Source organism: Ruegeria sp. AL3 (genome assembly GCF_056536065.1).
Map to the genome: position 1 here is coordinate 475,837 of NZ_JBQFJG010000001.1, position 25,738 is coordinate 501,574.

General features: G+C 54.4%; 19 protein-coding genes and 2 pseudogenes. 9 read left to right on the forward strand and 12 right to left on the reverse strand.

Annotated elements, in window-relative coordinates:
* Positions 1 to 81: 81 nt before the first annotated feature.
* Together ACR3E6_RS02410 and ACR3E6_RS02415 are read right to left on the reverse strand one after the other, a co-directional pair.
* Complete coding sequence (locus tag ACR3E6_RS02410; RefSeq protein ID WP_480485640.1) at positions 82 to 1,875, reverse strand: PHA/PHB synthase family protein; 1,794 nt, start codon at positions 1,873 to 1,875, stop codon at positions 82 to 84.
* Between the two features lie 186 nt (positions 1,876 to 2,061).
* Positions 2,062 to 2,439 carry a nuclear transport factor 2 family protein gene (locus tag ACR3E6_RS02415; protein ID WP_171638876.1) on the reverse strand — a complete coding sequence of 126 codons (378 nt, stop codon included), beginning with the start codon at positions 2,437 to 2,439 and terminating at the stop codon, positions 2,062 to 2,064.
* A gap of 597 nt (positions 2,440 to 3,036) precedes the next feature.
* On the opposite strand from ACR3E6_RS02415, the gene ACR3E6_RS02420 reads away from it, so the two are divergent.
* On the forward strand, positions 3,037 to 3,222 hold the full coding sequence (locus ACR3E6_RS02420; RefSeq protein WP_171634610.1) for a hypothetical protein: 186 nt from the start codon (positions 3,037 to 3,039) through the stop codon (positions 3,220 to 3,222).
* A 239-nt stretch (positions 3,223 to 3,461) separates the two neighbouring features.
* Here the strand turns inward: ACR3E6_RS02420 and ACR3E6_RS02425 are convergent, their stop codons facing one another.
* Positions 3,462 to 4,583 (reverse strand): hypothetical protein, encoded by a 1,122-nt coding sequence (locus ACR3E6_RS02425; RefSeq protein ID WP_171634068.1) that lies wholly within the window; start codon positions 4,581 to 4,583, stop codon positions 3,462 to 3,464.
* 210 nt (positions 4,584 to 4,793) lie between these two features.
* On the opposite strand from ACR3E6_RS02425, the gene ACR3E6_RS02430 reads away from it, so the two are divergent.
* The 4 genes and pseudogenes from ACR3E6_RS02430 (at position 4,794) to ACR3E6_RS02445 (ending at position 8,444) form a co-directional block, all read left to right on the forward strand.
* Positions 4,794 to 5,453, forward strand: coding sequence for a hypothetical protein (locus tag ACR3E6_RS02430; protein ID WP_209832230.1), 660 nt, complete (start codon positions 4,794 to 4,796; stop codon positions 5,451 to 5,453).
* A 38-nt stretch (positions 5,454 to 5,491) separates the two neighbouring features.
* Positions 5,492 to 6,151 (forward strand): response regulator transcription factor, encoded by a 660-nt coding sequence (locus tag ACR3E6_RS02435; RefSeq protein ID WP_171634612.1) that lies wholly within the window; start codon positions 5,492 to 5,494, stop codon positions 6,149 to 6,151.
* Positions 6,151 to 7,479, forward strand: coding sequence for a sensor histidine kinase (locus ACR3E6_RS02440; RefSeq protein ID WP_480485642.1), 1,329 nt, complete (start codon positions 6,151 to 6,153; stop codon positions 7,477 to 7,479). The genes ACR3E6_RS02435 and ACR3E6_RS02440 overlap by 1 nt, the downstream gene beginning before the upstream one ends.
* A 63-nt stretch (positions 7,480 to 7,542) precedes the next feature.
* Positions 7,543 to 8,444 (forward strand): annotated as a pseudogene (locus tag ACR3E6_RS02445) (IS5 family transposase).
* Positions 8,445 to 8,918: 474 nt separating this feature from the next.
* Here the strand turns inward: ACR3E6_RS02445 and ACR3E6_RS02450 are convergent.
* On the reverse strand, positions 8,919 to 11,570 hold the full coding sequence (locus tag ACR3E6_RS02450; protein WP_480485644.1) for an AsmA family protein: 2,652 nt from the start codon (positions 11,568 to 11,570) through the stop codon (positions 8,919 to 8,921).
* Positions 11,571 to 11,991: 421 nt separating this feature from the next.
* Between ACR3E6_RS02450 and ACR3E6_RS02455 the strand changes: the two genes are divergently transcribed.
* The 4 genes from ACR3E6_RS02455 to ACR3E6_RS02470 all read left to right on the forward strand — a co-directional run bounded on the left by ACR3E6_RS02455 (position 11,992) and on the right by ACR3E6_RS02470 (position 15,580).
* A complete protein-coding gene (locus tag ACR3E6_RS02455) occupies positions 11,992 to 12,261 on the forward strand; it encodes a potassium channel family protein (protein ID WP_348539562.1) in 270 nt (89 codons plus the stop codon).
* A 178-nt stretch (positions 12,262 to 12,439) separates the two neighbouring features.
* Complete coding sequence (locus ACR3E6_RS02460) at positions 12,440 to 13,519, forward strand: AI-2E family transporter (protein ID WP_480485647.1); 1,080 nt, start codon at positions 12,440 to 12,442, stop codon at positions 13,517 to 13,519.
* Positions 13,520 to 13,638: 119 nt separating this feature from the next.
* Complete coding sequence (locus ACR3E6_RS02465) at positions 13,639 to 14,580, forward strand: HlyD family secretion protein (protein ID WP_480485649.1); 942 nt, start codon at positions 13,639 to 13,641, stop codon at positions 14,578 to 14,580.
* Positions 14,570 to 15,580, forward strand: coding sequence for a DUF2955 domain-containing protein (locus ACR3E6_RS02470; protein ID WP_480485651.1), 1,011 nt, complete (start codon positions 14,570 to 14,572; stop codon positions 15,578 to 15,580). The genes ACR3E6_RS02465 and ACR3E6_RS02470 overlap by 11 nt, the downstream gene beginning before the upstream one ends.
* Before the next feature lie 355 nt (positions 15,581 to 15,935).
* Here ACR3E6_RS02470 and ACR3E6_RS02475 read toward each other — a convergent pair.
* From ACR3E6_RS02475 to ACR3E6_RS02510, 8 genes and pseudogenes are all read right to left on the reverse strand, one after another.
* A pseudogene (locus ACR3E6_RS02475) lies at positions 15,936 to 17,076 on the reverse strand (IS3 family transposase).
* A gap of 576 nt (positions 17,077 to 17,652) precedes the next feature.
* Positions 17,653 to 19,434: a thiamine pyrophosphate-binding protein gene (locus ACR3E6_RS02480; RefSeq protein WP_480485653.1), complete on the reverse strand. Its 1,782-nt coding sequence runs from the start codon at positions 19,432 to 19,434 to the stop codon at positions 17,653 to 17,655.
* Positions 19,434 to 20,843, reverse strand: a complete 1,410-nt coding sequence (locus ACR3E6_RS02485) for an aldehyde dehydrogenase family protein (protein ID WP_480485655.1) — start codon at positions 20,841 to 20,843, stop codon at positions 19,434 to 19,436. Before ACR3E6_RS02485 ends, ACR3E6_RS02480 begins: the two co-directional genes overlap by 1 nt.
* On the reverse strand, positions 20,824 to 21,738 hold the full coding sequence (locus ACR3E6_RS02490) for a sugar phosphate isomerase/epimerase family protein (RefSeq protein ID WP_480485657.1): 915 nt from the start codon (positions 21,736 to 21,738) through the stop codon (positions 20,824 to 20,826). The genes ACR3E6_RS02485 and ACR3E6_RS02490 overlap by 20 nt, the downstream gene beginning before the upstream one ends.
* A 154-nt stretch (positions 21,739 to 21,892) precedes the next feature.
* A complete protein-coding gene (locus ACR3E6_RS02495) occupies positions 21,893 to 23,083 on the reverse strand; it encodes a Gfo/Idh/MocA family protein (RefSeq protein ID WP_480485659.1) in 1,191 nt (396 codons plus the stop codon).
* A complete protein-coding gene (locus tag ACR3E6_RS02500) occupies positions 23,076 to 23,750 on the reverse strand; it encodes a hypothetical protein (protein WP_209834499.1) in 675 nt (224 codons plus the stop codon). The genes ACR3E6_RS02495 and ACR3E6_RS02500 overlap by 8 nt, the downstream gene beginning before the upstream one ends.
* Positions 23,740 to 24,927: a Gfo/Idh/MocA family protein gene (locus ACR3E6_RS02505; protein ID WP_480485661.1), complete on the reverse strand. Its 1,188-nt coding sequence runs from the start codon at positions 24,925 to 24,927 to the stop codon at positions 23,740 to 23,742. Before ACR3E6_RS02505 ends, ACR3E6_RS02500 begins: the two co-directional genes overlap by 11 nt.
* Entirely contained in the window at positions 24,917 to 25,732 is an 816-nt protein-coding gene (locus ACR3E6_RS02510) for a citryl-CoA lyase (protein WP_480488077.1), read from the reverse strand. The genes ACR3E6_RS02505 and ACR3E6_RS02510 overlap by 11 nt, the downstream gene beginning before the upstream one ends.
* Between the last annotated feature and the right edge of the window lie 6 nt (positions 25,733 to 25,738).

Below are 25,738 nucleotides of genomic sequence, written 5' to 3' on the forward strand. Positions count from 1 at the left end.
TCAACTTCACCTGAAGGGCTTGCGCAGGATGTCCAAAGGAGATCGACCGGGCACTGACGGGTCTGACCTTCGCCGCCGGTTTCAGGCCTGAAGAATGTAGCTGCCCGGCGCTTTGGGCAGGTTTTCAGCCCCCCTTCGCTTTCCGCCCATCGGCGGCGGCGCGGTTTCGCCCGATGAACGGTCTTTGATCCAATCCACCATCGCAGGCCACCAGGAACCTTGCTTTACTTCGGCCGACTCGAACCAATCATCCGGCGAGGTATACAGCGCGTCCGCCGGCCTGTGGCCCAACCGATAGTGGCGGTGCTTGTGCCCCGGCTCGCTCAGGATGCCGCCATTGTGACCACCGTTGGTCAGCACGAAGGTGAGGTCTCCGTCGGTAAACAGCCGAATTTTGTACACTGATCGCCACGGGGCAATATGGTCGGATTCCGTTCCGACCACAAACATGGGTACGCGTATATCCTTGAGCGCAACGACCCGACCTTCGACAGAAAAGCGCCCAGCGCTCAGCCGGTTTTCCAGGAACAGACCGCGCAAATATTCGGAATGCATTCGCGCCGGCATCCGGGTCGTGTCATTGTTCCAGACGGTCAGCTCCGTAGGCAGGTCGTCTTCACCCAGAAAATAGCGACGGACAGCCCGGGCATAGATCAGATCCTCGGCGCGGATTGTCGTAAAAGTTCGCGTCATCTGAGGGCGGTCAAGATAGCCCTGCAACCACATCAGGTCTTCTACAAAAGCGACCTGGCTGTCATCGATAAACAGCAAAAGCTCACCGGCTTCGGCAAAATCAACCTGCGCCGCCATCAGCGTAACGCTTGCAAGCCTGTCATCGCCATCGCGTTGCATCACCGCGGCAGCAACCGCCAGAAGTGTGCCGCCAAGGCAATACCCATTGGCGTGGATCTTTTGGCCCGGAACGATTTTCTCGATGGCCTCGATCGCGGCCATGACACCGTTCAGGCGATAATCCTCGAGGCTGAGATCAGCCTGATCAGCGGTGGGGTTGACCCAGGAAATCATGAACACGGTAAAGCCCTGCTCGACCAGATGCCGCACCATGGAGTTTTCCGGGGACAGATCGAGCACATAATATTTCATGATCCATGCAGGCACGAAAAGGATCGGTTCCGCCTGCACGCGCTTGGTGCTTGGTGTGTATTGAATCAGCTCGAACAGCGCGTTGCGATAAACAACCCTGCCGGGGGTCGCGGCAATGTCTTTACCGATTTCATAACCCTCAGGGGCAGGTTCGTGCTGTTGCGTTATGGTATGGGCAACATCCTCAAGAAAGTGAGCGGCGCCCTCTATCAAATTGCGACCGCCGGTCTGAAAGGTGCGATTGATGATTTCCGGGTTTGACCACGGGAAGTTCGAAGGAGAGACAAGATCAAGCGCCTGACGAACCTGAAATTGCCCGCGTTCGGCGTCGCGGGGGGCGATGCCGGGCATTTCGTCCGTTGCGGCCTGCCACCAATCCTGCGCGCTCAGAAAAGCCTGCTGCCATAGGGAAAATGGCACCTGCTGCCAGCCGGGCGCATTGAAACGGTGATCCTGCTTACATGGCTGAAAAGGCGGAGTGGCCTTCGCGCCGGTCGCCATCTCGCTGGCATAGACCCAGAGTTTGGCCGCATCACGTGCCGCGCGTTCTGTCAGTTCAAGCTGGCGTCCGGGGGAACGACCCAGGTGCAGGGCCCAATCGATCCAGGTGGCCATTATCGAATGCGGGGAAACACCGGCGGTGGCACGGGCAAGGGCCGCGCGCGTTGCGCGGTCAAGTTTCTCATAGGGGTGTGGCGGGGCATTCTCGTCGGTATCTGCCGCACAAACCCCGACCTCGGCAGACAGCTTGTCAAGTGAGAGTTCGGTCATCTAGGTTCTCCGATCCGGGCAGAGTGCTAAAATGCTGCAAACCTAATTCCATCTGCCCACCAGGCCCCGGACCGACCAGTCAACCGCCCATTTTGATTGGACGTACTTGATTGCAGCGCCGGACCTGGCGAGGCTTCCTGAAATGGCAGCGAGCGCTTGGGAAGCCGTGTTGCCAGGTACCGTTCGCTATTTTGGCAACATAAAGAACTCTTCCAATACAATCTTGCCATCCTCAACTGAATAAATGGCAATTTCGCTAAGGTTCATTCGTTGTCCGGTGTCTTTCTGCACGACCTCGGCATTGAAACGCACCCCAAAGCGATTGGGCGGATGAACAAAAGGGCCATCTGCCGTAAGCGTTTGGATTTCATGCGTTTTCAGCCAATCTTCCCGCTTTGCCTTGATGGCGTCGCGACCCTTTGTAATCCGAAATTGCCGCACCGGAGGCACAACCGCCTCTATGGACTGAGCGTTTTCCGCGTACATCTCGTCAACACTTGCCAAGCCATTGCGATCATGCATCGCCTGAACAAATGTCCGCCCAATTTCGACCAGTCTTTCCATGCAAGACCTCCTGATACATTGGTGACTGTATCTCGGCGGCCCGCGTTCAACCTTGACAAAGATCAAAATGAGACGGCCCTGCAAAGATTGGCCACCGGACTTGCTTAGGAACAGGCAGAACAGCGCCTTGCGAATTTGGGCGCAGCAAGTCGCCGCCAGTCGTTGGGCGAGAGGAAACCAGTGGCGGACCGAGGAGTCTTCGAATTTATATCATAATTTTATGTTTTTATTAGATTTTTAATAATCTGAATCTAAGAGTACCACATAAAATACCGCAGCATCTCGAATAAACATGTCACCGCTGGCAAGGCGGTTTCCATGAATCCAGAACAACGGTACCAGCTAAGAAGCGCAATACCGATTAAAAACAACAGCATTATTTGAACCGTCCTGCTCAAATAATGCCACTGCTGGATGGGTTCGCCTGATTGGCGGGTTATTCCAAGCAGCAAGATTACCCCCAACCTTTTGTTCACACCGGGGCGACAACATTAACCGAACGTGAACAATGTATTCTCTGAGTGTTCAAAGTGTTTAGCTCATACTACTCCCCGCAGGGCTATCTTAAAAAGCCCGTCTTTGTCGAAGGGGAAAAGAATGATCAAGTCTGCCATTGGGGTTGAGCCTTGTGTTCCTGCAACTATGCAGTCCTCAAATGTCGCCGTTCACGGCGCGCGTTCCAACGCCGAAAATTCGAGCACCAATCGCTTCCCTCCTATCGAGAATGCACTAACTGACATCATTAACAACAAGCGACTGGATGAGACAAACAAGGACGCCTGAAACGACGATTACAAGCCATCACGCTTCCAGGTTACGGCGACCAAATCAGGATACTGCAAAGCCCGCTCCGTATCGGAGCGGGTCTATTTTTGAGAAACCTCAATGCGTTCACGACGCTAAAAGCGTATCTCCATCCATCTAGTCAGGTGGTGTCGACACGACGCCGGGCCGGCCATGCTCGTGGTAAAGACATGGTCGACCCGGCCACCATCGGCTTGCAGAATAACAAGCCAATACTGTTAGCCATCTAACCCAAGCAGTGATTTTACTGCCGCCTCAACCTCGTCTGTAACGGGCTTGTTTGCCGCGTTTTCCAGTGCTTCGCGTTCAGTCAGCCCTTGATCTTCAACAGCCTCAGTCAAGTCCTCGACCTCAGCAACCGCTTCTTCATATTCGACAGCATCCTGTTTCTCGGTTTCCAAACTTTCAGCCGTGTCGATGGCGTCCTGTAGATCGTTGTTTGCTTCCTCAAGCGCTGCCTCGATGTCTGGGTCGGTGCCACCAGCGTCTTCCAGCGCCTCTTCAAGTTCGGTCACACGATCCTGCTTTTCCTGAACATCAGTTTGTGCCGCTTCAAGATCCTGTTCGATTTCAGAAACAGAACGATCTGGCGGCGTCATCCCGTCCAGAAGATCCTGCTGCTCCTCCAGCGCCGCCCGCAGATCATCGCCAGCCAATACCGTTTCACGATAAGTAGCAATTCGGCCGACTCGTGAGTTGGGTGCGGCGTTCAGTAGGGCCGTCTCACTCGCATTTGCTGCGTTCAACGCGCCCAACTCTGACGGATGAGCCCCAAGTAACGAAGCCATTTTGTGTCCTGTCGGACGCTTTTCCGGGCGCACTGAACTGGTGACCGTAGGCGATGACGTGATTGTTCGCGCGGTTTTCGTTGCTTTGGATTTGGGTTTATTGGCCTTGGACTTCCTGCCACCAAATATCTCTTTCAAAGAGAATTTTTTCCCTTTTGAAGATTGGGATCGCGATCCTGAGATTCCAGTTGCTTTGTTACTTGTCTTGCCAGTTGCAGACTTTCCTGCATTTTTGGATGCGCCCTTTCCTAAACCTTTGCCACTACTGTTTCCGGCTCCGTCATTTCCGCTACCATGGCCATTTCCGTTCCCACCGCCATTGCCGCCAGAGTTCCCTCCGCCGTGACCGCCACCGTTACCGCCTCCGTTACCACCTCCGTTGCCGCCACCGTTGCCGCCGCTGTTTCCTCCGCCGTTGCCGCCGCCTTTTCCGTTGCCGCCTTTCGCGTAGGCAGAATCAGGAAAGGCGACCGCCCCAACGAGCGCGGCGGAACTCATCAGGGCGATGGCAACAGCTGAGGTTTTCAACAATCCGGTCATTGTGTTTTTCATGGCGTTTCTCGTTGTTCAATTTTGAGTTTCTGTCGTCAGCGCTATTACAAACTTGATTCCGACAGGCCGTATGTCCTTGCCGGGTTCTTGTCCTAGTTTTTGTCATCTAACCCCATTGATGTTGAACCCACGGGAAACTGGTCGTTCATCAACGGTTCATGTAACCTTCGTTAGGTTGATCGGGCGTCAGCGCCGTAAAAAGTACCGAAGATGAAAAAGCTTTTGATCCTTGCCTGCCTTTTCGCGGTTCTCCAGCCCGGAGAAAGCGATGCGGCTGCCCGCGAACTGAAGCAGGCGGAGTTACGCAAGGCGACAAGTTCGGGACAAGCCATTCGGCTTAAAAAGGTTATCAAGGGTGTAGAGCGAGTTTTTGGCGGCACCCCAGTTAATGCGCGTGCCTTTCAGACAGATGAAGTCTATTATCGAATTCTGGTCAAAAAGCCGAATGGAAAGATAATCAGCGTTATCGTCAATGCAAAAACTGGTGTTGTTGTACCCAATCGGTCAAGTGTTGGGCGGCAGGTAACTGAAGCTGCCAAGACAGCGCCAGGCAATCCTGCTGCTGCATCGCAAGGGAAGTCGGCGAACAATGGCATCAATGGAAACCGTGGCGGCAACGGTAACAGCGGTGGTAACGGTGGCGGAAACTCCGGCGGTAACGGCGGGGGAAACAGCGGCGGCAACGGTGGCGGAAACTCCGGCGGTAATGGCGGTGGCAACGGTGGTGGAAACTCCGGCGGCAATGGCGGGGGAAACAGCGGCGGCAACGGTGGTGGAAACTCCGGCGGCAATGGCGGGGGAAACAGCGGCGGCAACGGTGGTGGAAACTCCGGCGGTAATGGCGGGGGAAACAGCGGCGGAAAAAGATGATGTTTAAACTTCGAGACACGCGCATATAGTGCTGGTGCATGAGAGTTTTGCTTGCAGAAGATGAACCGCACCTTTGCGATCAGATCAAAAAGCTGTTGAATGCCGAAGGTCGCGTAGTGGATGTGGTAAACAACGGTCTCGACGCGTTACATCTGGGCGCGACCGAACCGTACGACGTTATCATTCTGGATATCGGCCTGCCGGAACGGGACGGTATCTCGGTGCTGCGCGAGTGGCGTGGTTCGGGCGTGCAAACCCCGGTTCTGATACTTACCGCCCGCGATGGCTGGAGTGAGCGTGTCGACGGGCTTGATGCCGGTGCGGACGACTACATGACCAAACCGTTCCACATGCCAGAACTGGCGGCCCGGGTCCGCGCCATTTTGCGGCGGCAAAGTGGCCAGTTGAACCCGGTGATCGAGATGGGTAACGTCGTTCTGGATACGCGCAACGGGCGAGTGACGGTTGATGGCGTTCCGATCGATCTAACGGCTCAGGAAATCGCTGTGTTTACCTATCTGGCCCTCAATGCCGGGCGCATGATTTCAAGAACCGAGCTTTCTGAACATATCTATGAATACGACGGCGACCGGGATTCCAATACCATTGCAGTCTTCATAACCCGTCTGCGCAAAAAACTTGGCTCCGACTTGATCACAACGGTACGGGGCCGCGGATATATGATTGACTCTGCCTGATGTTGTCACTGCGTCAACGGGCATTGTTAGGAGGCTTTGCATCCGGAGCCGTGTCTGTTGGATTAGGTACACTTGCCGTCTTTTCTTACATCAACAACCGCGTATCAGATCGCTTCGACACTGCTTTGTTGGACCGCCACACACAGCTTGTAGTGGGATTGAGCGTCACCACCCAAAGCCCCGATTCACTCCGGGATCTGATGTTCGATCCGGCTTACAGTTCTCCATACTCTGGTAGATACTGGCAAGTTAGCAACGACGAAGGAGAAATCTTTACGTCTGCGTCACTGTTTGACGAAGTTATCGCCGAGCCTTCCGGCAACCCAGATACGCCAACGCTGTGGACTACGAATGGCCCCGAAGGTGAGGTCCTGCGCAGTGCCTTTCAAAAAATCACGTACGAAGACGGCTCTGTCTGGGGCGTAAGTGTCGCCGAAAGTCGGGTTCAACTTGACGCCGAACGCCGTGTCGCACAAGAAAGCCTATTGCCCGTATTTGCCCTTGTCGGTCTGATAGGGGTGGCCGGATCTCTTCTATTGATGACTATCATACTTGGGCCTTTAAGAAGATTGCGTTCCGATGTCGCGCATCGCTGGGATCAGGATGAAGATCTCAGACCAGCTGATTATCCGGAAGAGGTCGCTCCACTGGTTGAAGACCTGAACAAACTTCTGCGTCGGAATCGTGAGGTCGTGTCAGGATCTCGCCGTCAGGCAGCCGACTTGGCCCACGCTTTGAAAACTCCTGCCACAATTTTGCGGAACGAACTGGAAACGCTTTCCGGTGCAGGAGTTGCAACGGGCACCGCGCGGGAGGCGTTGGACCGGATCGATGCTCAATTGAGCCGATCTCTCGCCAGATTGAGAGCCTTGCATACCGCGGACTTAACCCATTCGAGAACGGATTTGACAAACGCTATCGACAGGCTGGAACGGCTGTTTGCAACAATAGCGGATCGCGAAGGCAAATCTCTGCAGATCGTGCGTGACCCCGGTCTCTGGGTACGCATGGATGCACAAGATATTGAAGAGGTGTTGGGCAACTTGCTGGACAACGCAGTCAAGTGGTGCCGGAAAAGTGTACGCTTGACGGCCAAGCGCAACCCCGGTTGCATCGAAATCAGCATCGAAGACGACGGCCCCGGGATTCCGGAAGACGCCCGCCGCGATGCACTTCGGTCCGGCGGTCGTTTGGACACATCGGTCACCGGCAGCGGGCTAGGACTGACAATAGCAGTCGATTTGCTGAAAGCTTATGACACCCATCTGATTTTGGGCGCTTCCAGTACCCTCGGTGGTCTCGAATGTCGGGTCGAGATCTCGAGCTAGGGTCAGGACCCATTGATTTCAGCGGGGTTGCGTGACTCACGGTTCGAAAAACGGGCGGTGAACATGTCTGATCTGTTTTGGCTGACCGACGCCCAGATGGCGCGTCTTGAGCCCTTCTTGCCAAAGTCTCATGGTAAACTCCGCGTCGATGACCGGCGGGTGTTGAGCGGGATAGTCTTCATTAATCGCAATGGTTTGCGCTGGCGCGATGCGCCGAAGGAATACGGCCCGCATAAGACGCTCTACAACCGCTGGAAACGTTGGAGCCACAAGGGCATCTTTGCGCGGATGATGGCCGGATTGGCCGCTGAGCACGGAGAAGATAAGACCGTGATGATCCCCTCTCATCGAAACTGCGTTTCGACTGCCGGGCAGTGGACGCGACCTACCTGAAGGCGCACCGCACAGCGACCAGCATGAGCGTCAAAAAGGGGGCGTGGACACCTGATTCACTGCCTGGCAGGCGCATCCGAAGGATGCTGCCGAGAGGGGCCGAACCAAGGGCGGCATGAACACCAAACGGCGTGTCATCCGCGACAGCGAGGGGCGCCCACTCAACATGTTTGTGACGCCTGGGCAGATGAGTGATTACATCGGCGCACGAGCATTGTTGAGCAGCCTGCCAGATGTCGAATGGCTGCTCGGAGATCGCGGATATGACGCTGATTGGTTCCGGGAAACGTTGAAAGACAAAGGGATACGCATGTGCATCCCAAGCCGGAAGCAGCCAAAAAAAGCGGTGAAGTACGACAAGCGTCGCTACATAGTCGCAACCCCCCTCTCGTGACATTGCTGTGCAATGCACTGTCGGACAGTGATACGAGATCATGTTCGGAAGGTTGAAAGATTGGCGACGTGTGGCAACCCGATACGACAGGTGCCCAAAGGTCTTCCTCTCAGCCATCGCACAGGCGGCTACCGTCATCTTTTTGGCTATGAATTCTGAGCCTAATGGCCAGTCTTAATCAACCCAGGTACTTATCCAAACCTTGATTTGTGTCCATAAGATCGCGTGGAAACTCAAGGGCATATCACGGGCGCTATTTGATCGGATTCATCGAAGGCTGCGGAGAGAAATCGCGATGGTTGGAAACACAATCTTCGTGCAGCCATTCAAATCGGTAGGTGGGTATGTTGGCGGGTAGCTGGTAAAAACCGCCAATTTTTCCAATGGATTCAAAGTGTCGGGCGACACATAGTTTTGCCACTCACGCTTCACTAAGCTATTGATTTCGCTTTAGCTACCATTTCAACAGAGCACACGTTTTTCCATTTGCGTCTCAAAGGTCTTCCATCATGTCCGCTGAACTCCACGAGAGTCTCTATTCGCCTAACGTGCGGAATATATCGAGAGAAAACCCAAAGCAAAAATCGCTTTCAGAAAGCGATGCCATTCTTTTTGAACTTTAAGAATGGTCTTTTATCGACTGCCTCCGCCACTACTGCAGTTGTAAAATGTCCGGAACGCAAAGCTGTCTTCTTGCCGGCATTTTGTCCGCACCATCCGATCGTTTCAGCCGCTTCGGACCGTCTTTGACCTTGATCTTCGGCTTTGCTAGTGGACCCTTCAAGGTCACGGGCCAAGGGCTCTTCGAAAGAGGTTCGCCAATCTTGCGGGGCTGCAGATTTAGGTCCAAAACCTTGCCCGCCACATTAACACCGCCAAAGACGACGACTTGGACATGATCTGTCTCCAATGTGGTTTGTTTCGTCGAAATACTTCCATTTGAAATACTAATCGGCGCGCGCAAACATACAATTGGAGCAACCTTCTGTTTCTCTTTGGTAAACACCCAAGGTAGCACCCCCAATCCTGCCAGATCTAAAAGCTGGGTCTCGATCGAGCCGTCACGCATAGAAACTGTGGCATTGCCGCTCATGCTATTGGCAAAATGCTTGACTGAATCGGTTCCGCCGGTCACCGAAAAATCTGCATAGATTGTACCGCTTGCGCCCTTTTTGAAGTTCAGGCTGTGAAGAATTTCATCCAGTTGCCAGCCACCTGCCTTGCCGGTCAACGTGAGCAGATGTGTGTCGTTCGATAGATCTATTTGCCCACTGACGTCGAAATGAGCGCCTCCGTATTCAAACTTCAGTGGTCCTGCCTTAAGCGCGTTTTTGTTGAGCGTCACTTCGCTCTGCAGACTGCTGATGCCCTTGGCACCTTCGATGTGCCGAAGGTCAACGTCGACATCCATATCCATGCCGGACAAGAGAATTGAGCGCCCGATAGGTTTAAGCGTTACATCTCTTAACGCGCCTTGGTTGCCCTCGTCTTCTTTCTTAGGTTCTTTCTCTTCCGGATTTGGGCCGCCTAATTTCCGCAACTGTGCGGCAGCCTGAATGATAGTTCGGATCTGATCTATCATTATCAGGTCACTCTCAATGGAACCCTGCAGCACCGGGTCGCTTGTTGCATCATCAAGATCGGCCATAATCTGCAAGATAGAGTCGGCGACCTCAACATTGGCACTCGCGTTCCAATCAGTGCCTTCGCTAACAAGATTGATTTCAAGGCGAGCCTGCCCGGTTTCCACACGTTCAAGCGATAGTGCCTGCAAAAGATCCGCTCCGGATGGAACTGCGACATCAATTGCCAAATCCAGGTCCTCGAATTTGAGTACATTCTCGACAGTGCCATGCACCTCAAGGTTCCAGACGTCTGTATCGCGTGTCTTTCCATCCAAATTCGTCAACGAAAGCTGATTGATGTCGCCGTTCAAATGGAAGTCACCGGAAAACCTGCCAAGCTGGTCGTCTGGTCCCAACAATTCTGGCGAGATCAAACTGCTTGCCGGTATATCCACTAGGCCTTCTGCTGAAATGCCTTGCAACTGAAGCGCGTCATCGACCGAACCGTTCAAAATGATAAACGGATCGGCTGGGTTGCCAATTCTAAGGTTGATGTTTCCGACTTTTAAAGCGCCTTCTGGTGTTCTGGAAAGCTCGGAGAACTTAATCGGGGGCGGGCCTTCGCCGGACGTGTCCAACGTGAAACCGTTGGTCTTAATGACCATTTGTCGCTGCGGCACCTGCCCAGGCACGCTGTCGATAACCATGTCGACTGCGATAAGTTTAAGATCATACCGCGAGGCGGCTGGGGCTGGTTCCGCATCTTCTGGGTACAACCTAATTCGGGTTGTCAGGGATACGTCTTCTGGGTTTCCCAACTCTCCGATTTGTCCCGTCAGCGAAAGGCTTTGCCCACCATCCAATTCAGTCAATACAGCCAGGTTATCAATCCGGGCTACGCCGTCGACTGATTTGAAAGCTGCACCAATACTCCCTGAACCCTCCAGAACGCGATTGAGTTTCAGGATATCAAGAAGCTGACCAAGTTCGGCAACCTCTATGGTCGTATTCACTTGTAGCCCGTTCTCTTGAGGGACTTCCTCGGCGGCAATCGCAATCTGATCGAAGTTCACCGCGACCTGAAACGAGTCATCCGCAGGAATGCTCGCGTTCAGATTGAACTTCTCTCCGTTTAGTGCACCAGCCCCAACCGCAGTCACAACGTCGGTTTCCGTATCACGCTTTAAATTCAGTTCAGGAAGCTGCAGATCCAGATCAAGCCCGTTTAGATCGTTCTGGTAAAGAACGGTGACATCGGTCAGGTCAATTTTGTGGTCCGTTAGAATTCCAGCCGCAGACAGGTTTGCAGGTTTGGCCGGATCCCCGGCTCTAGCGCCCGTTTGGGAAGCGGACTGCCAGTTTCCGACACCGTCTTTGTCCGTGATCAAGTTGAGGTGAACACCCGAGAGAGAAAGCTCACTCAGCGACAATTTTCTGTTCCAAAGGTCGCGGGCAGAAATTTTGAACTCAAGTTTGTCGATTGCTGCCAGATTCGCTTCGGCTCTGATCGCGCCGGGTAGTACCAATCCCGCTGCTGATACATGTAGTTGCCGACCAAGGCCTAGACGCACTTCATCATCGATTAACACGTCCTGACCAAGTTTCTTCGAGATCAGGTTTTCAACAAAAGTGGCTCTGACAGAAGAAAACAACGCAGAGGACAGGAAAAGCCATGCCACAACAACCGCGACGAACGCGACAGCGCAACAAACCATGACACCTTTTGTGATGAACCGCACGCTTTTCTCCTAAGGTTCTGATTCCTTTTTTGGGCAGACTAGACCATTAAAGCATCATGTTAATGGAATATGTGGCTTCTCATTTTGCTGAACCCTAAATGACCTTGACCATTTAGCCGACTGCTCTTGCGGAATTGGTCGGGCGGCTAAGAAACGGTTAAAGGACTAAATTTAGGATGTGCTGCTGACCCAGTTTCAAAATAGCTGGCTTGAAACGCGTTTAACGATTCGTAAACGGGCACATTGCATTAGCTTTGATTACTGCGACCCGACGCCCAACCAAACTAGTGGCGGCTAAAATACTTCAATTCCCTCATCCATCTAATTACTGTTATATGTGAATTATTCAAACGATGGGGACACAATGAATTCGCTAACTAGAATCACACGTGGGATTGGCGTTGCTTTCAAGGATGGTAGAGTGAAAGGCCTTCTTGCCTTTACAGTCGGAATGATTTTATGGGCCTCGGCCTTCTACCACTTTGTCGAAGGTTGGAGTTGGCTCGACTCAATCTACTTTTCTGTCGTGACCATTTCGACCGTAGGGTTTGGTGACTTCTCACCCGAAACCGCGGCAGGGAAGATCTTTACGATGGTATACATCATTGTAGGTCTCGGTGTCTTCGTGACTGCAGCAACCACAGTGGCGGATACAATCTTGTCCCAAGACGACAAAAAAGCGGACAAGTAGATTATCCCAATTTGGCCAACCCGAACTCATGCCCAGGCATTGATTTGACTGGGCATCTCAAGCCGTGGCCCGGATTAATTTGTGTCTTCAAGCTGATAGATGACCACTAAATTCTAAAAAAATATACATATTAGGTTTTTTGAGTGTAACATTCAAAAAAAGTTCACGGAGGGATGGAATGGAAAAGACTCAGGATGCGAAGATTGTCGATCTAGCGATACGATTGCTATTTCTTGGACTATTCCTCTACAGCGCCCTGGTTATGGTGGCCCCGCTTGCGAGCGTGGTTATCTGGGCAACGATCCTCTGTGTGGCGCTTTACCCGGCATTTGATTGGCTCCAGTCCAAGCTGGGAGGGCGGAAAAAACTTGCCACGACGATCTTGGTTTTGTTGGGCCTTGTTCTGACCCTCGGGCCAGTCGCAACTGCGGTGTCCGGGGCTGCTGAACTAGGGTCCGAGTTTGCGGAACAAGCAGACAAGGGTGAATTGAAAATCCCCCCTGCCCCTGAGGGGATCAAGGAACTACCACTGATCGGAAGCAAGATTGCCGATGTCTGGAGTATGTTTGAACGGAATCTGGACGGTGCGCTTGCAAAATACGGCGCGCAAATCCTTGAAATCACCAAATCGCTCTTCGGAAAGGTGTTGGGCATTGGTATCGGGCTTCTTGGCTTAGCTCTGTCCGTGTTGATTATGGGGGCATTGTTCAGCCCCGGGCCAAATTTGGTCCAGGGTCTTCAGCGCTTTGCCAACCGTGTCTTTGCGCCGCGCGGCGGTGAATTCGTGACACTGGCAGGCGCAACGATCCGAAACGTTACAAAAGGCGTGATTGGCGTAGCAGCCATTCAGGCAGTTTTCGTTTGGATACTGTTGGCATTGTTTGGGATTTCTTCGGCCGCCACGCTGGCATTTATCTGCCTCATACTCTCAATTATCCAAATCGGGCCCGGACTGGTTCTGATACCAGTTATTATCTACGCGTGGAGTTCTATGTCCGGTGGAACTGCTTTGATCTTCACCATATTGGCCGTTCCCGTCATGATAATGGACAGTTTCCTAAGACCCGTGTTCATCTCAAAAGGCCTTGAGACTCCCATGCTGGTCATCCTCATCGGTGTTCTCGGAGGTATGATGGCGTACGGGTTGATCGGCGTTTTTATGGGGCCGGTACTCTTTGCTGTCTTCTATGAGCTGTTCAAGGTTTGGATTGATACCTCACCTGAAGCCGAGGGCGCTGTCGAAGGTGCGACGAAATGAGGAAAACGATATGGACAACCCTGGCTGTCATTCTGATTTTCCTTGTCTGGTACCTGGTCGCTGATCGAAAAACACCTTTTACCGGGAACGCCAGAGTAAAAGCTGTAGCCACCCAAATCGTGCCTCAGGTGACCGGAACGGTAACGGAAGTCTTGGTAGAAAACGGCCAAATCGTTTCGGCAGGTGATGTTCTGGTTCGAATAGATTCCAGACCCTACGAAATCGAGCGTTCAAAGGCGGAAGCTGATCTTGAAGCGGCAACCCAAGAGGTGGGTGCGTCTTCGGCAGAGGTAAGTGCGGCACAAGCCAAACTCGCAAGGGCGCAGAGCGATCTGGATACGATGCGCATTCAGACGGAACGTGTATTTGCGCTCGAAAAGAAAGGGTTGATTGCCGTCTCAAAAGCCGATGATGCACGGGGACAACTGGCAGAATCCGAGGCAAACTTTGAGAACGCAAAAGCTGATCTGGAAAAAGCAAAGCAAAGGCTTGGTGACGATGGGATTGAAAACCCGAAAATCCAGCGCGCACTGGCGGCATTGGCGGATGCGGAACTGAACCTTGAATGGACCGAACTGCGTGCTCCTGCGACAGGTGTCATTTCTAATCTGCTGATTGCCCCCGGAACGTATGCGCGATCCGGCCAGGATCTTTTGACGTTTCTGGATGCAACCGACGTCTGGATCGAGGCGTATTTTACCGAGAACAATCTGGGAAGAGCTTCAATAGGGTCTCCGGTTGATGTGGTGTTGGATATGCATCCAGGTAAGATTGTTCCGGGCGTCATTGAGAGCTTTAGTGCTGCTGTTTCTTTGAGTGGCAGTGATGAGCCAGGGCAATTGGCGAGCCCGCCAAGCACCAAGGGATTTTTGCGGGAGCCCGAGAGGTTTCCGGTCAGGATTGTTTTACCCGGCTATGAAGCTGGAAGTGCCGAAGACGATCTTCGCTTTCAACTGAACGGGCAGGCCGATGTAATCATGTATCTAAGCGACAACTCGTTGCTGAACCTCGTAGGCCGCGCCTACATCCGCGTGGTTTCAATCTTCTCCTATGCATACTGAGAACCAACGCTCTGTCACCCGGCTTGCGCTGGGTGTTACCGGTGTATTTGCATTGGGCCTGTTTCTCGGGTGGCCACTCGCCATCATTGGAGCGGTTTTCACTGCCCTTTTTCTTCAAGCGCCTGCCGCATTGCCTTTGGCGGCGTTTGGCAAGCTGTTTGTCTTCTCGATTGGATTGATGTTCACTTCATTCCTGCTTTCCTCAATCTTCTCACCATATCCTGTTGTGTTCCTGATCCTAGTGGCGATTGGAATAATCCTGTCTTTCATATGGTCCGTTTCCGGTGCCGGAGTATTGCCCGGTGTCATCGCCCTCATGGGAGCGTTGATGATCCCGAACTTGGTTTTGCAATCACAGGATCTGGCCTTGGTGCTCGTGTATTGGATACCACTGAATCTGCTGTTTGCAGGCTTTGTATCGACGCTGATGTTCGTGTTGATACCCGCTGCACCTCAAACGGCACCTCAAAATAAAGCTGCAACATCGCCGGACTTCGACTCACATCGCCGAATAGTCAGGATGTCTCTGGTCACAGTGCCCTTTGCTATGGCGTTCTTTATTTCCGGCGCTTCTGCTTTGTTGGTCCTGTTTTTTGTCGCCCTGCTGAGCCAGCAACTTGCGGCAATGCCTGCTGCAGGCAAAACAGTTGCAAAAGCTATGCTGACGGCAAATCTACTTGGGGCCGCAGTATCCATCATTTGTTATGAAATAAACGTAATAGCTCCGGTTATTCTCACCCCCGTTTTGCTGTGTTTTTTCTTTTGCCTAACACTCGGAGCACTTGGAAAGTCAAAAGTCCCGCTCGCCGCCGCCGCCGGTTCCGCTATTACGACAGCTCTGATAGTATATGGCGGTTCGGTTGCACCATTTTCAGACGAGGCTGACGTCAAGAGCATCACTCGCGTATTGCAAGTTGCCAGCGCCGCTTTTTTTGTAATCATCGCATATGTTGTGGTAGATGAGTTTTGGCCGGAGAAAGAGCGCCAGGCGACTCAATGAAGTTAGTTGCGACAAAACTTGGCGCTGAAACCAGCAGAGTTCCCAGTTTGACCAATTTTCGCAACCACCGCACGAGTTGCAGCGCCATAACAAACCGCAAACATCGCAGTAGTGGTTTATTGTGAAGCGATCTCTGGTTGAGTGCCCGACCTGTTCTCACGTACCTTCGACAATGGCATTTCAAGCCTTGGCAAATTCCTTAACGATGTACCGCAGCAAGTAATTACCCTCGTCAATGAGATCGTGGCGATCTTCTTTCTTTGTCACCACAGCTGCCCATGCCATTTGATCTTTGACCCAGCCCCTTGATCCGGGCCGTTTGGATGTAGAATCCGTTCCTGTTTTTTTCTCGTGATTAGGTTGCGGTCAAAGCCTGCTGAGCGGAGCCTTTGCGTAGCTCAAGCGAAGCAGGCCGGGCGGCACGGTTGAGATTGGCGTAAACGGCCGGTGCCAGTCCGCCAAGCGATGTGTGTGGTCTCTGAGTGTTGTAGTCGATCCTCCAGGTTTCAATGATCTTTCGGGCTTCTGCGAGATTGCCGAAGATATGTTCGTTCAGGCATTCGTCACGCAGTCGACCATTGAAGCTCTCCACGAATGCGTTCTGCATGGGCTTGCCTGGTGCGATGTAGTGCCAGCCAACGCCAGTGTCTTGGCACCATCGAAGAACGGCATGAGATGTCATTTCCGTTCCATTATCGCTGACAATCATGTCCGGCTGGCCACGCCTGCGGATCAGATCATCCAGTTCACGGGTCATCCGCGCGCCTGACAACGAACGATCCACGACAGTTGCCAGTGCCTCTCGGGCGCAGTCATCAATGATGCACAACACACGGAACCGCCGACCATCCTCAAAGGCGTCGGACACAAAGTCAAACGACCACCGCTGATTGGCCCGATCCGGCACAAGAATAGGCCTTCGCGTGCCCAAAGCTCGTTTGCGCGACCGACGACGGCGCACAGCCAATCCTTCCTCACGGTAGAGACGAACAGCTCCTTGTGGTTCACTTCAAAGCCCTCTCTGGCCAATAGGATGCCCAAACGCCGGTAGCCGAACCGACGACGTTCGTTCGCCAGTTCGCGCAAGCGCTTGCGCAAGGCCGCGTCATCCTCGTCCTGTTTCTGATACTGGAAAACAGACCTGTGCAGGTCGGCCAGTTCACACGCCCGACGCTCAGACAAATCGTGTCGATCCATCACGTCTGACACGGCCCGTCTTTTGACATCGGGCGTCAGTAGTTTTTTGTCGCGAGATCCTTCAATGCCGCATTGTCGAGCATCGCATCTGCCAGCATGCGCTTCAGGCGGTTGTTCTCATCCTCAAGTGCACGCAGCTTCTTGGCATCCGACACGTTCATCCCGCCGAACTTGGCCTTGTATTTGTAGAACGTTGCATCGCTGATCCCGTACTTGCGGCACAACTCCTGTGCTTTAACTCCAGCCTCGTATTCCTTGATCATTCCAATGATCTGTTCGTCCGAAAATCTGCGTTTCATAGTCCATCCTTTGCTTGGACGGATTACTAACACCTCAGTGGCCTGATTTCAGGGGGCTGGGTCATGAGGCAAGTGTGGTGAACAGCTGTCCAGCAGTGACCGAGGATATTCGTTAGTTTTGGCAAAATTCAAACTAACCAGTTCAGCCAAAGAAAACTCGGCAAATCGTCGTTACGCGCACGCACCTCAAGTGAGCATACCCAAGGTCATGAAAAATGCGACCAGGTCCAACCACCTCTGCCCAATCCGATTCCGGCATCAGCCATCACCGACTGGCACATAGCGAACCAACAAAAAACGAAGCGTCTATCACCAATGGAACGACTATGGCTGCCAAATGGCAAAACTATGTGTCGTCCCACAAGGAATGTCGGGCGACACATAGTTTTGCCATTCATCGACATCTAAGCCTTTGATTTTTAATTTCCCTAGAATAGCACGAGGCACGAGTCTTGCCATTTGCGACTCAAAGGTTTTCCATCAAGCTTAAGCCATCGCATAGCGGCAATTGCCCTTCTGTTAAACAGTTACAGGCAAAAGCCGTATGCACAGGCGGATCGCACACTCCAAATTGATCTAGGTGGCAACGTGCGAAACATCCCTGTCCGGCGAGTATATGTCCAAGATGTTCCAATGTCCGGTGGTTGGTGTTGGGTTGTTGATCATTGGGACATCAAGAACGGTTGGTTTGCCGCTGGCGATTGCCGCTTCCAATGCGGGCAACAATTCATCAGCAGCACTGAGCCTGTGCCCTTTTGCACCATAAGCTTTTGCAATATCTGCATAACCCGGTCCGTTTGCGGGTGCGGCGGCTGATCCGGGGAACGTGGTTCCATAGGTCAAACCGTAATGAGCTTTTTGAAGACCTGCGATCGTTCCGAAGGCGTTGTTGTTCATGACCAGCCAGATGATGCCCAGATTGAGTTCGACGGCCGTTGCGAGCATCGACGGGTTTTGACCGAAGCCACCATCGCCAACTAAACTTAGTACGACTCGATCAGGTGCTGCCAATTTCGCGCCGATCGCGCCCGGAGGGCCAAAACCCATCGTCGCGAACCCGCCCGGGGTCAGTATTGAGCCAGGGGTCAGGATATCGAATTGCTGTCCGACACCGTTCTTGTTCCACCCAACGTCCGTGGTGATGATGGCATCCTCAGGCAGTGCCTTGCGGGCATCTGCCAGAATACGCTCGGGCATCATTGGAAAGGCCGATGAGGTCGCCATTTCCACATTGCGCGCTTTGAAGTCCGTCCGAAAGTCAGCGATCTTCTGCTCCAGCACGGGGCGTTGGAGGCCCTCCGGATACATCTCGCGGGCGACCCGGTTGAGGACTAGTAAAGCGGCCTTGGCGTCAGCAACGACTCCGATCTCGGTGGGGTAGTTCCGGCCGATCTCCTGCGGTTCAATGTCGATATGAATGACCTTGGAACCGGGGATGTTGAACGTATAGCCGGGGTACCAGCTGGAGCAATCGGCCTCTTTGAACCGGGTTCCCACCGCAAAGATGTAGTCCGCATTCAAGCAGGACTGGTTGACCAATTCGGTGCCCCAAAACCCGGTCATTCCCAGCACAAGCGGATGGTCGTCTCGCAACGCGCCTTTACCCATCAGGGAATGCGCGACTGGAAGGCCCATATGTTCAACAAATTCTCGCAACTCCTCACTGGCCTGCGCCAACAGGATACCGCCGCCGACATAGGCAACCGGGTTTTCGGCCTGTGCCAGAGCCTCAATGATTTCACGTGCGGTTTCATCGTCAATCGACGGCTTCTTGAGCGCGCGCGTGTTATCGCGGATACGGTCGAAGCTGTCCGAGGGGATCACCTCGGAGAAGATGTCCATCGGCACATTGACCAGCACCGGCCCGGGCTGACCGCTTTCAGCCAGATGGAACGCCTTTTCCAAGATTTCGGCCATCAGGTCGGCGCGATCCACCCGCCAAGCACGTTTGACGAAGGGGCGATAAATCTCCCATTGGGCCGCGTCTGCGTGCAGGTTCACTTCCTGATGCGGATGCTTGCCATAGTAATGCGTGGGAATATCGCCCGCGATCACGACCATGGGGATACAGTCCAGCGCCGCGTTGGCGACCCCGGTGGCACAGTTTGTCAAACCTGGGGAGAGGTGTGACAACACCACCGAGGCCTTGCCCGTCACGCGGGCATATGCGTCCGCCGCGTGGCTGGCGATTTGTTCGTGCCGCACCGTGACAAAATCAATCGGACTTTCGGCCAGTGCAGCCAGAACTGCGATGTTTGTATGGCCACAAAGCCCGAACACATGCTTGACATCACGGCGTTCGAGGAAATCAACGATGTGTTCGGCGACGGTTTTACCGTCGAGTTTGCTTGCGTCCATCACGCGACCTCCTGTCCGTAGAATTCACCGAACAGGTCCGGCTCCGAGGGGCGATCCTCAGGGATCGGACGGCTGACCCAGGTGTAGTTCATCATGTGTTTCATGGTGACGTTTTCATTTGTGATGTTGCCGCCCCAGATGCCGCAACCAAGGCTGCTGGTCATAGGCATGCCATTGGTCCACGCACCCGCGTTGGCCTTGGACTGAGGCTGTCGAACCATCATGCGACTGACCGGAGCCAGACGCGCCAACCGGTCGATGTGATCGTCATTGTGGCTGTAGATGCCGCAGGAATGGCCCTTGCCCCCGGTGTTGTAGATCTGGCTGACCGTTTCCAGCGCATCATCGAAAGTTTCGAAGTGATATAGCGCCATTAACGTGGTCAGTTTTTCCTTGGAGAACTTATGCTGCGGGCCGATTTGCCCCTGATTTTCAACCATCAGGAATTTGCGATCTTCGGGGATCGAGAACCCGGCGACCTTGGCCGTTTGCTGAGGCGGACAAGCTATGGTCGGGAACGTGCGGTTGCCCCTATCATCCCACATAGCCGCTTCGAGCATGGCCTTCTCTTCATCCGAACAGAGATATCCACCTTCGGCCTCAAGTGCCTTGATCATATCGTCGTAGACCGAGCGCTGGATGATGATGTTGCCATCTGCCGAGCAGCCAGACCCAAAGTCAGAGGTCTTAGAAATACGAGTGTTCTGAGCGGCAATGTCCAGATCTGCGGTCTCATCGATGACGATGGACGAATTGCCCGCGCCCACGCCATAGGCCGGACGTCCCGAGCTGTAGGCTGCTTTGACCATGGGCTTGCCACCCGTCGCCAACGTCAGGTCGCAGATCTCCATCAGATGTTGCGTCAATGGGATCGACGGTTTGCGAATGGATTGGAACAAGTCCTCGGGGGCACCGGCAGCACGACAAGCTGCACGCATGACCTCGACCATTTCAAAGGTGGTATGGGCGGTTCGCGGATGCGGGCTGAAGACGACCGCATTCCGGGCGTTCGCGGCGGACACGCCGGTCACTGGTGGAGTCATTGCCGGGTTGGTCATCGGGATCAGGGAGGCGATCACACCGGCAGGTTTGGCATATTTCACCAGACCTTTTTCCTCATCCACCTCGACGATACCCGTCGAGGGTGTGCGCAAGACATCTCGCAGCACCATGTGAATCTTGAAGCGCTTCGCAGGACGCCCTGCGCGATCTCCGATACCGCTTTCGTCCACGCCCTGCTGGGCCAAACGCGTGAAGGTCTTCTCGTTCCCCGCATACCACGCAATGGCCTGAGACAGGCGGTCCAGCCTGTCCTGACCCCAATCCTCGATCTCGGCCATGGCAGCGCGGGCGCGCGCCAGCATATCGGCCGCCATGTTGCGGTCGTTCTCAGTGAGCTCTTTGCCCATGATAATCCTCTTGGTGTTTTGGAATTGCTGCATCGGTCATACGACGCTGAGATCGCGCCGCGCCGAATGTCCGCTTGGCGTGGCTGAGACAGCGACGCGCGTGTTCTTCATATCCCAACTCGGCAACGCGGCTTTGGTTGGGCAGTTCGATGGAATAGTCGACGGGTGGCATCCGTTCGATGATACCGGTGAAATCGATCCAGCCTTCGCCGGGGTACAGCCTTGCATCACGGGCCAGCTGGATCATGCCTTCGCGCGTATCAGCGATTCCGGGCAGGCAATCTGAGATATGCAGGAAGTGAAACAACTCCGAGGGGACGTGCAACAGCTCTCCAAGATCCACTCGGCTGAGGTGCAGATAGAGCGTGTCGACCAGGATACCGCCGTTGGGCTGATCGGAAGCGCGGACAATATCCAGGGCCTCATCCAGAGTGCGCAGGCGGGAAAAACTTGGGAACTCCAGGTCCACCGTTAACCCGTAGGGCGCGGCCAGTTCGCAGGTTTCAGAGTAGACGTCGATCAGAAAGTCACGATCATCGCGGGTGTTGGTCCACGCGCTCATGATCATGCGTTTGGCGCCGAGTTCCCCGCCGATTTCCAACGAGCGCTCAAAGCCGCGCGGGTCCACGTCTTCGGTGATGCGCGCAATCTCAACATCAAGGACTTTTAGGCCGGTTGTCGAAAGAGCCGTCTTGGTGGCCTGCACCTGCGCCTTGTCGATCGGGGATTGAGTGAATTCACCGGGCACATGCATCGGAATGAAGCGGGGGCTGACGGCATCGTAACCGGCCCGCGCGGCGATATAGACCAACTCGGGCGGCGTACAGCCAATCAGCGTCAGATGCGCCAAGGAATAGAGAGTGGGGCTTGCGCCAGCCTCTTCGGGTTTCACCATGAACGACAGCTCCACGTGTCTGCGAATCTTAAATTCATCACACGTAGTAAAAAATATCTGATATTTTTTAAAATATCAACTTCTAATACTGAGCAGGAAATGAAAGCGCCCGGGCAACTGCCCGGGCGTGTTTTACAATCTTGTTGGCAGAGCCTTAGAGAGTGACCCAGTCACCTCCGGACTGGTGAGAGCGCACGGAGGCTTCAATAAACCGGACGCCATCTGCACCTTGTTCGACACTGGGATAAGTAAGCCAATCATCCGGAACTGTGACACCATCCCGGCGCGCGGCCACTGCCATGGCAAATTCAGTATAGAGGTTGGCCCAGGCTTCGATAATCCCTTCGGGAAAGCCGCGCGCGGTACGGACCAGACGTTCCGCGCCGGGGCCAATGCCGTGCCCGTGACCTCGGCTGATGATACGATCCGGCTCACCGAACCGATTGAACTTCAGCTGTTCCGAATTCTCCAAGTCCCACTCAAGACCGCCTTCGCTCCCGAATATCCGCAACCGCAACCCACCCCGATTTCCGGGGGCAAGGCGTGTCGCCATCAGGGTTCCTGGAACCTCGTTTTGATAGCGGGTGAACATGAAAACCGTGTCTTCCAAATGCTTTGGCGCACCGCAGACATGAAACTCGGCCCGTAGGTCGGTCAAGGGCAGGCCCGAGACAAAACTGGCGAGATGAGCTGCATGGGTACCGATATCGCCGACACAGCTGGTCGGACCAGAAATCATTGGGTCCAGCCGCCATTTGACGTGGGGCGCATCAGCCACATCATCGGGCGTCATCCAGTCTTGCATGAACTCGACGTGGATTTGGTTGATTTTACCGATGCCGCCTTCCGCCACGATTTGTTTGGCCTGACGGATTACTGGAAAACATGACATCGTATATCCGACAGCAAAGATGTTTCCCGTGCGCGCGGCGATCTCCTCAAGCCCCTCGGCCTCGGCAACTTCGTTGGTCAGGGGCTTGTCGCACAGCACGTCAATGCCCGCCTCAAGAAACGCTTTGGCAGCTTCGAAATGAACGTGGTTCGGGGTCGTGATCATGACGGCATCTACGCCATCCGGGCGCGCCGCCTCGGCCTGCGCCATCTCGTCGAACGACGCATAGCACCTGTCTGCCGGCAGGAACCACTCGGCCCCGCGCGCCTTGCTTCGCGCGGCGTCAGAACTGAGCGCGCCTGCGGTGACCTCCCACCGGTCGGTCATCCGCGCGGCCGTTGCCTGCGTGACAGAGATCCGTCCGCCGCCAACAACGCCCAACCGCAAACGGCGAGACAACCGGGGGAAAGGTCCGTCAAAGTTCAGGTCTTTGGGTAAAAGTCTCTCAGCCATTCTGAACCTCTATTTCCGGGGCCCGTACGCCTTCTGGCAGTATTTCCACCGCCATGAAGATGCTGGGGGTAATCGTCTCGTATTGATGCCAGGGATAGTTGCCTTCAGCGTCATACATCGGTTTGTGCGTCGTGCCGGGGGCCATGAATTCTTCGAGGTAAAGGGTTTCAACATCCCGCTCACGGCATTGCTGCATTTTGCCAAAGCCTACGATTTGTGTATGCACTTCGCGAAACCCCGGTACCGGGCAGAACGGATGATCCTTGTGCAATCCGACATTCAGCGGCACCGAGCCGGAATGGTACATGGTCAGCCCAACGTTACCTACAAAGACCTTTGGCGACATGTAGTGGCTGACACCGCGCAAACGCTCCTCTTGGCGAACATCAAAAGCAGATGGCCATGTATCTTTCACCCATGCGAACAACTCGTTGTCATCCGCATGGGCGTCGAAATCGTGGACAATGACTGCACGTTCCACGCCGCTAAGCGTGCTGTCTTGCACGATCACAGACGAAAGCGGTGCAATGGTCTGATCCTCGACAGAGAGATTTCGCCCCCCAAGGTTAAGGACGATGGCGCGACCCTCTATAGAAATTCTGCGCTCGTCAGTTATGTGCTGGACGCGAAAGAATGGCTGAGCAAAGTCGAGTGTCTCAATCGGCATGGACCAACTCCTTCCTCTCATCGTTCAGGAAATCGACCGGCAAAGGTTCCGGAACCGCGCAACGGCTTTCTATCGTCTGATAGGCACCTAATTTCGGCGCCCGTTCAATCGCGTCCATGACCTCGAATACATGGTAGGCAAGCGCTCCACTTGCACGGGGTTGGCGTCCTTCTTGCGCCGCCAGGGCCAGATCCAAAAGGCCGAGCCCGCGGCTGTCTTCATTGAACCCGTGTTTGTTTTCGACCACCTGCCAGTCTTCGCGACCGGTTGGACGAGGCTGATGAGACCAGCGCGAGGTCTCCCGCGTTTTCAGCCAGACATCCCCTTGAAAGATATTGGCACCATGAACCGGGTCTGGGTCTGGGATGCTGATGGTGCCGTTTTCACCGTAGATCTCGAACCGTGGAGTTTCGCTGTCCCAGACGTCGAAGCTCATGGTCATCGACCCTATAGCTCCGGAAGAGAACTGCAGCAGGCTTAGGGAGTGCGTGTCGACCTCGACATCTATCCATTCGCCGTTGCGAGGGCCGTTTTCGATCATCCTATTGTCGAACGTGCGCCGAGCCATTCCGGCAACCCGGTCAACGGGACCAAGGCAGCAGATCATGGCGGTCAGGTAGTACGGCCCAAGGTCCAGCAATGGCCCACCACCCGCCTTATAGTAGAAATCCGGGTTGGGATGGTGGCGCTCCGTCCCGTGGGTCCCGACATGGGCAAAAGCCCCTGTCGGTTTGCCAATGGCACCCTCGTCGATCAAGCGCTGAACGGTCTGCCAGCGACCGCCCAGAAATGTGTCGGGTGCGCAACCGACCAGTAACCCCTTTTCAGAGGCCATGTGCAGGATCGCCTTACCATCCGTGCGGTTCATGACCAGTGGCTTTTCGGAATAGACGTGTTTCCCCGCCTCCAACGCGCGCAAACTGATTTCCGCATGCGCCGCCGGAATTGTCAGATTCAGAACACAGTCAATTGTCGGATCGTCAAACACCTCATCTGGCGCACAGGCCTTGGCGACACCGTATTGATCCGCTTTGGCGCGGCTTTCAGAAGGGTCAAGGCTTGCGCAAGCCACGACCTCGACGCTGGAAAATTTGGATAGTGTTTTTAGATAGATATCGCTGATACGACCACAGCCGATAAGGCCGACCCGGAAGGATTTCGATGTCTCACCTGTCATCATTCCTGTCTTCGTAGAGGGGTAAGTAATTTGGGGGCATAGGCCCTTTGTTCCGACCGCCCTGGCTCGTCTGCTCCCAGGCGTGGGCAAGTATTCCGACCGAGCGGGACAGGCAGAACAGCCCCCGCGACAAGGGCGCAGGAAAGCCAAGTTCGCAGAAGATCACAGCTGTCGCGCCGTCGATATTCATGGCAATTGGCCGACCGCCGCGTTGACGACCGAGTTCGGCGCGAACCTCTTCTCCGATATCGGCAAACCGGCCAGATACTGTGCCTACTGCCGCCGCATCACGAACAAGTTGCATCAATCGTGGTGCGCGTGGGTCGACAGGCTTGTGAAACCTGTGACCAAAGCCCGATACGATCTTGCCGTAGGTCTCGCGCCAGCTGTCCAGACCGTCCTTCACTGCGTCATTCAACGATGCTCCGCAATCCATGCGAGCTGCGATGTCATAGTACAGCTCTGCACACTGCTCTCCTGCCCCGCCGTGCACGTCGCCCAGCATGTTCACCGCAGTCGCCATCGCATTATTGAGACCTACCCCGCAGGTAGCGGCCATACGCGCAGCCGCGATTGAGGGAGCCTGTGGGCCGTGATCCACGCCTGCGACCAAAGCGGCTTCGAACAGGCGCGCTTGCGCGTCGCTGGGTAGATCGCCCCGCACCATAAGCCAGATCATCTGCGGGAAAGATACGTTTCCGATCAGGTCCTCTATGGCGTTTCCACGAAAAGAGATCTGTCCGGGTTTCATGTCGATTATGGAGGTACGCCACCATTGGCGAACGGCGCGCTCATCGTCTTTCATCTGCGC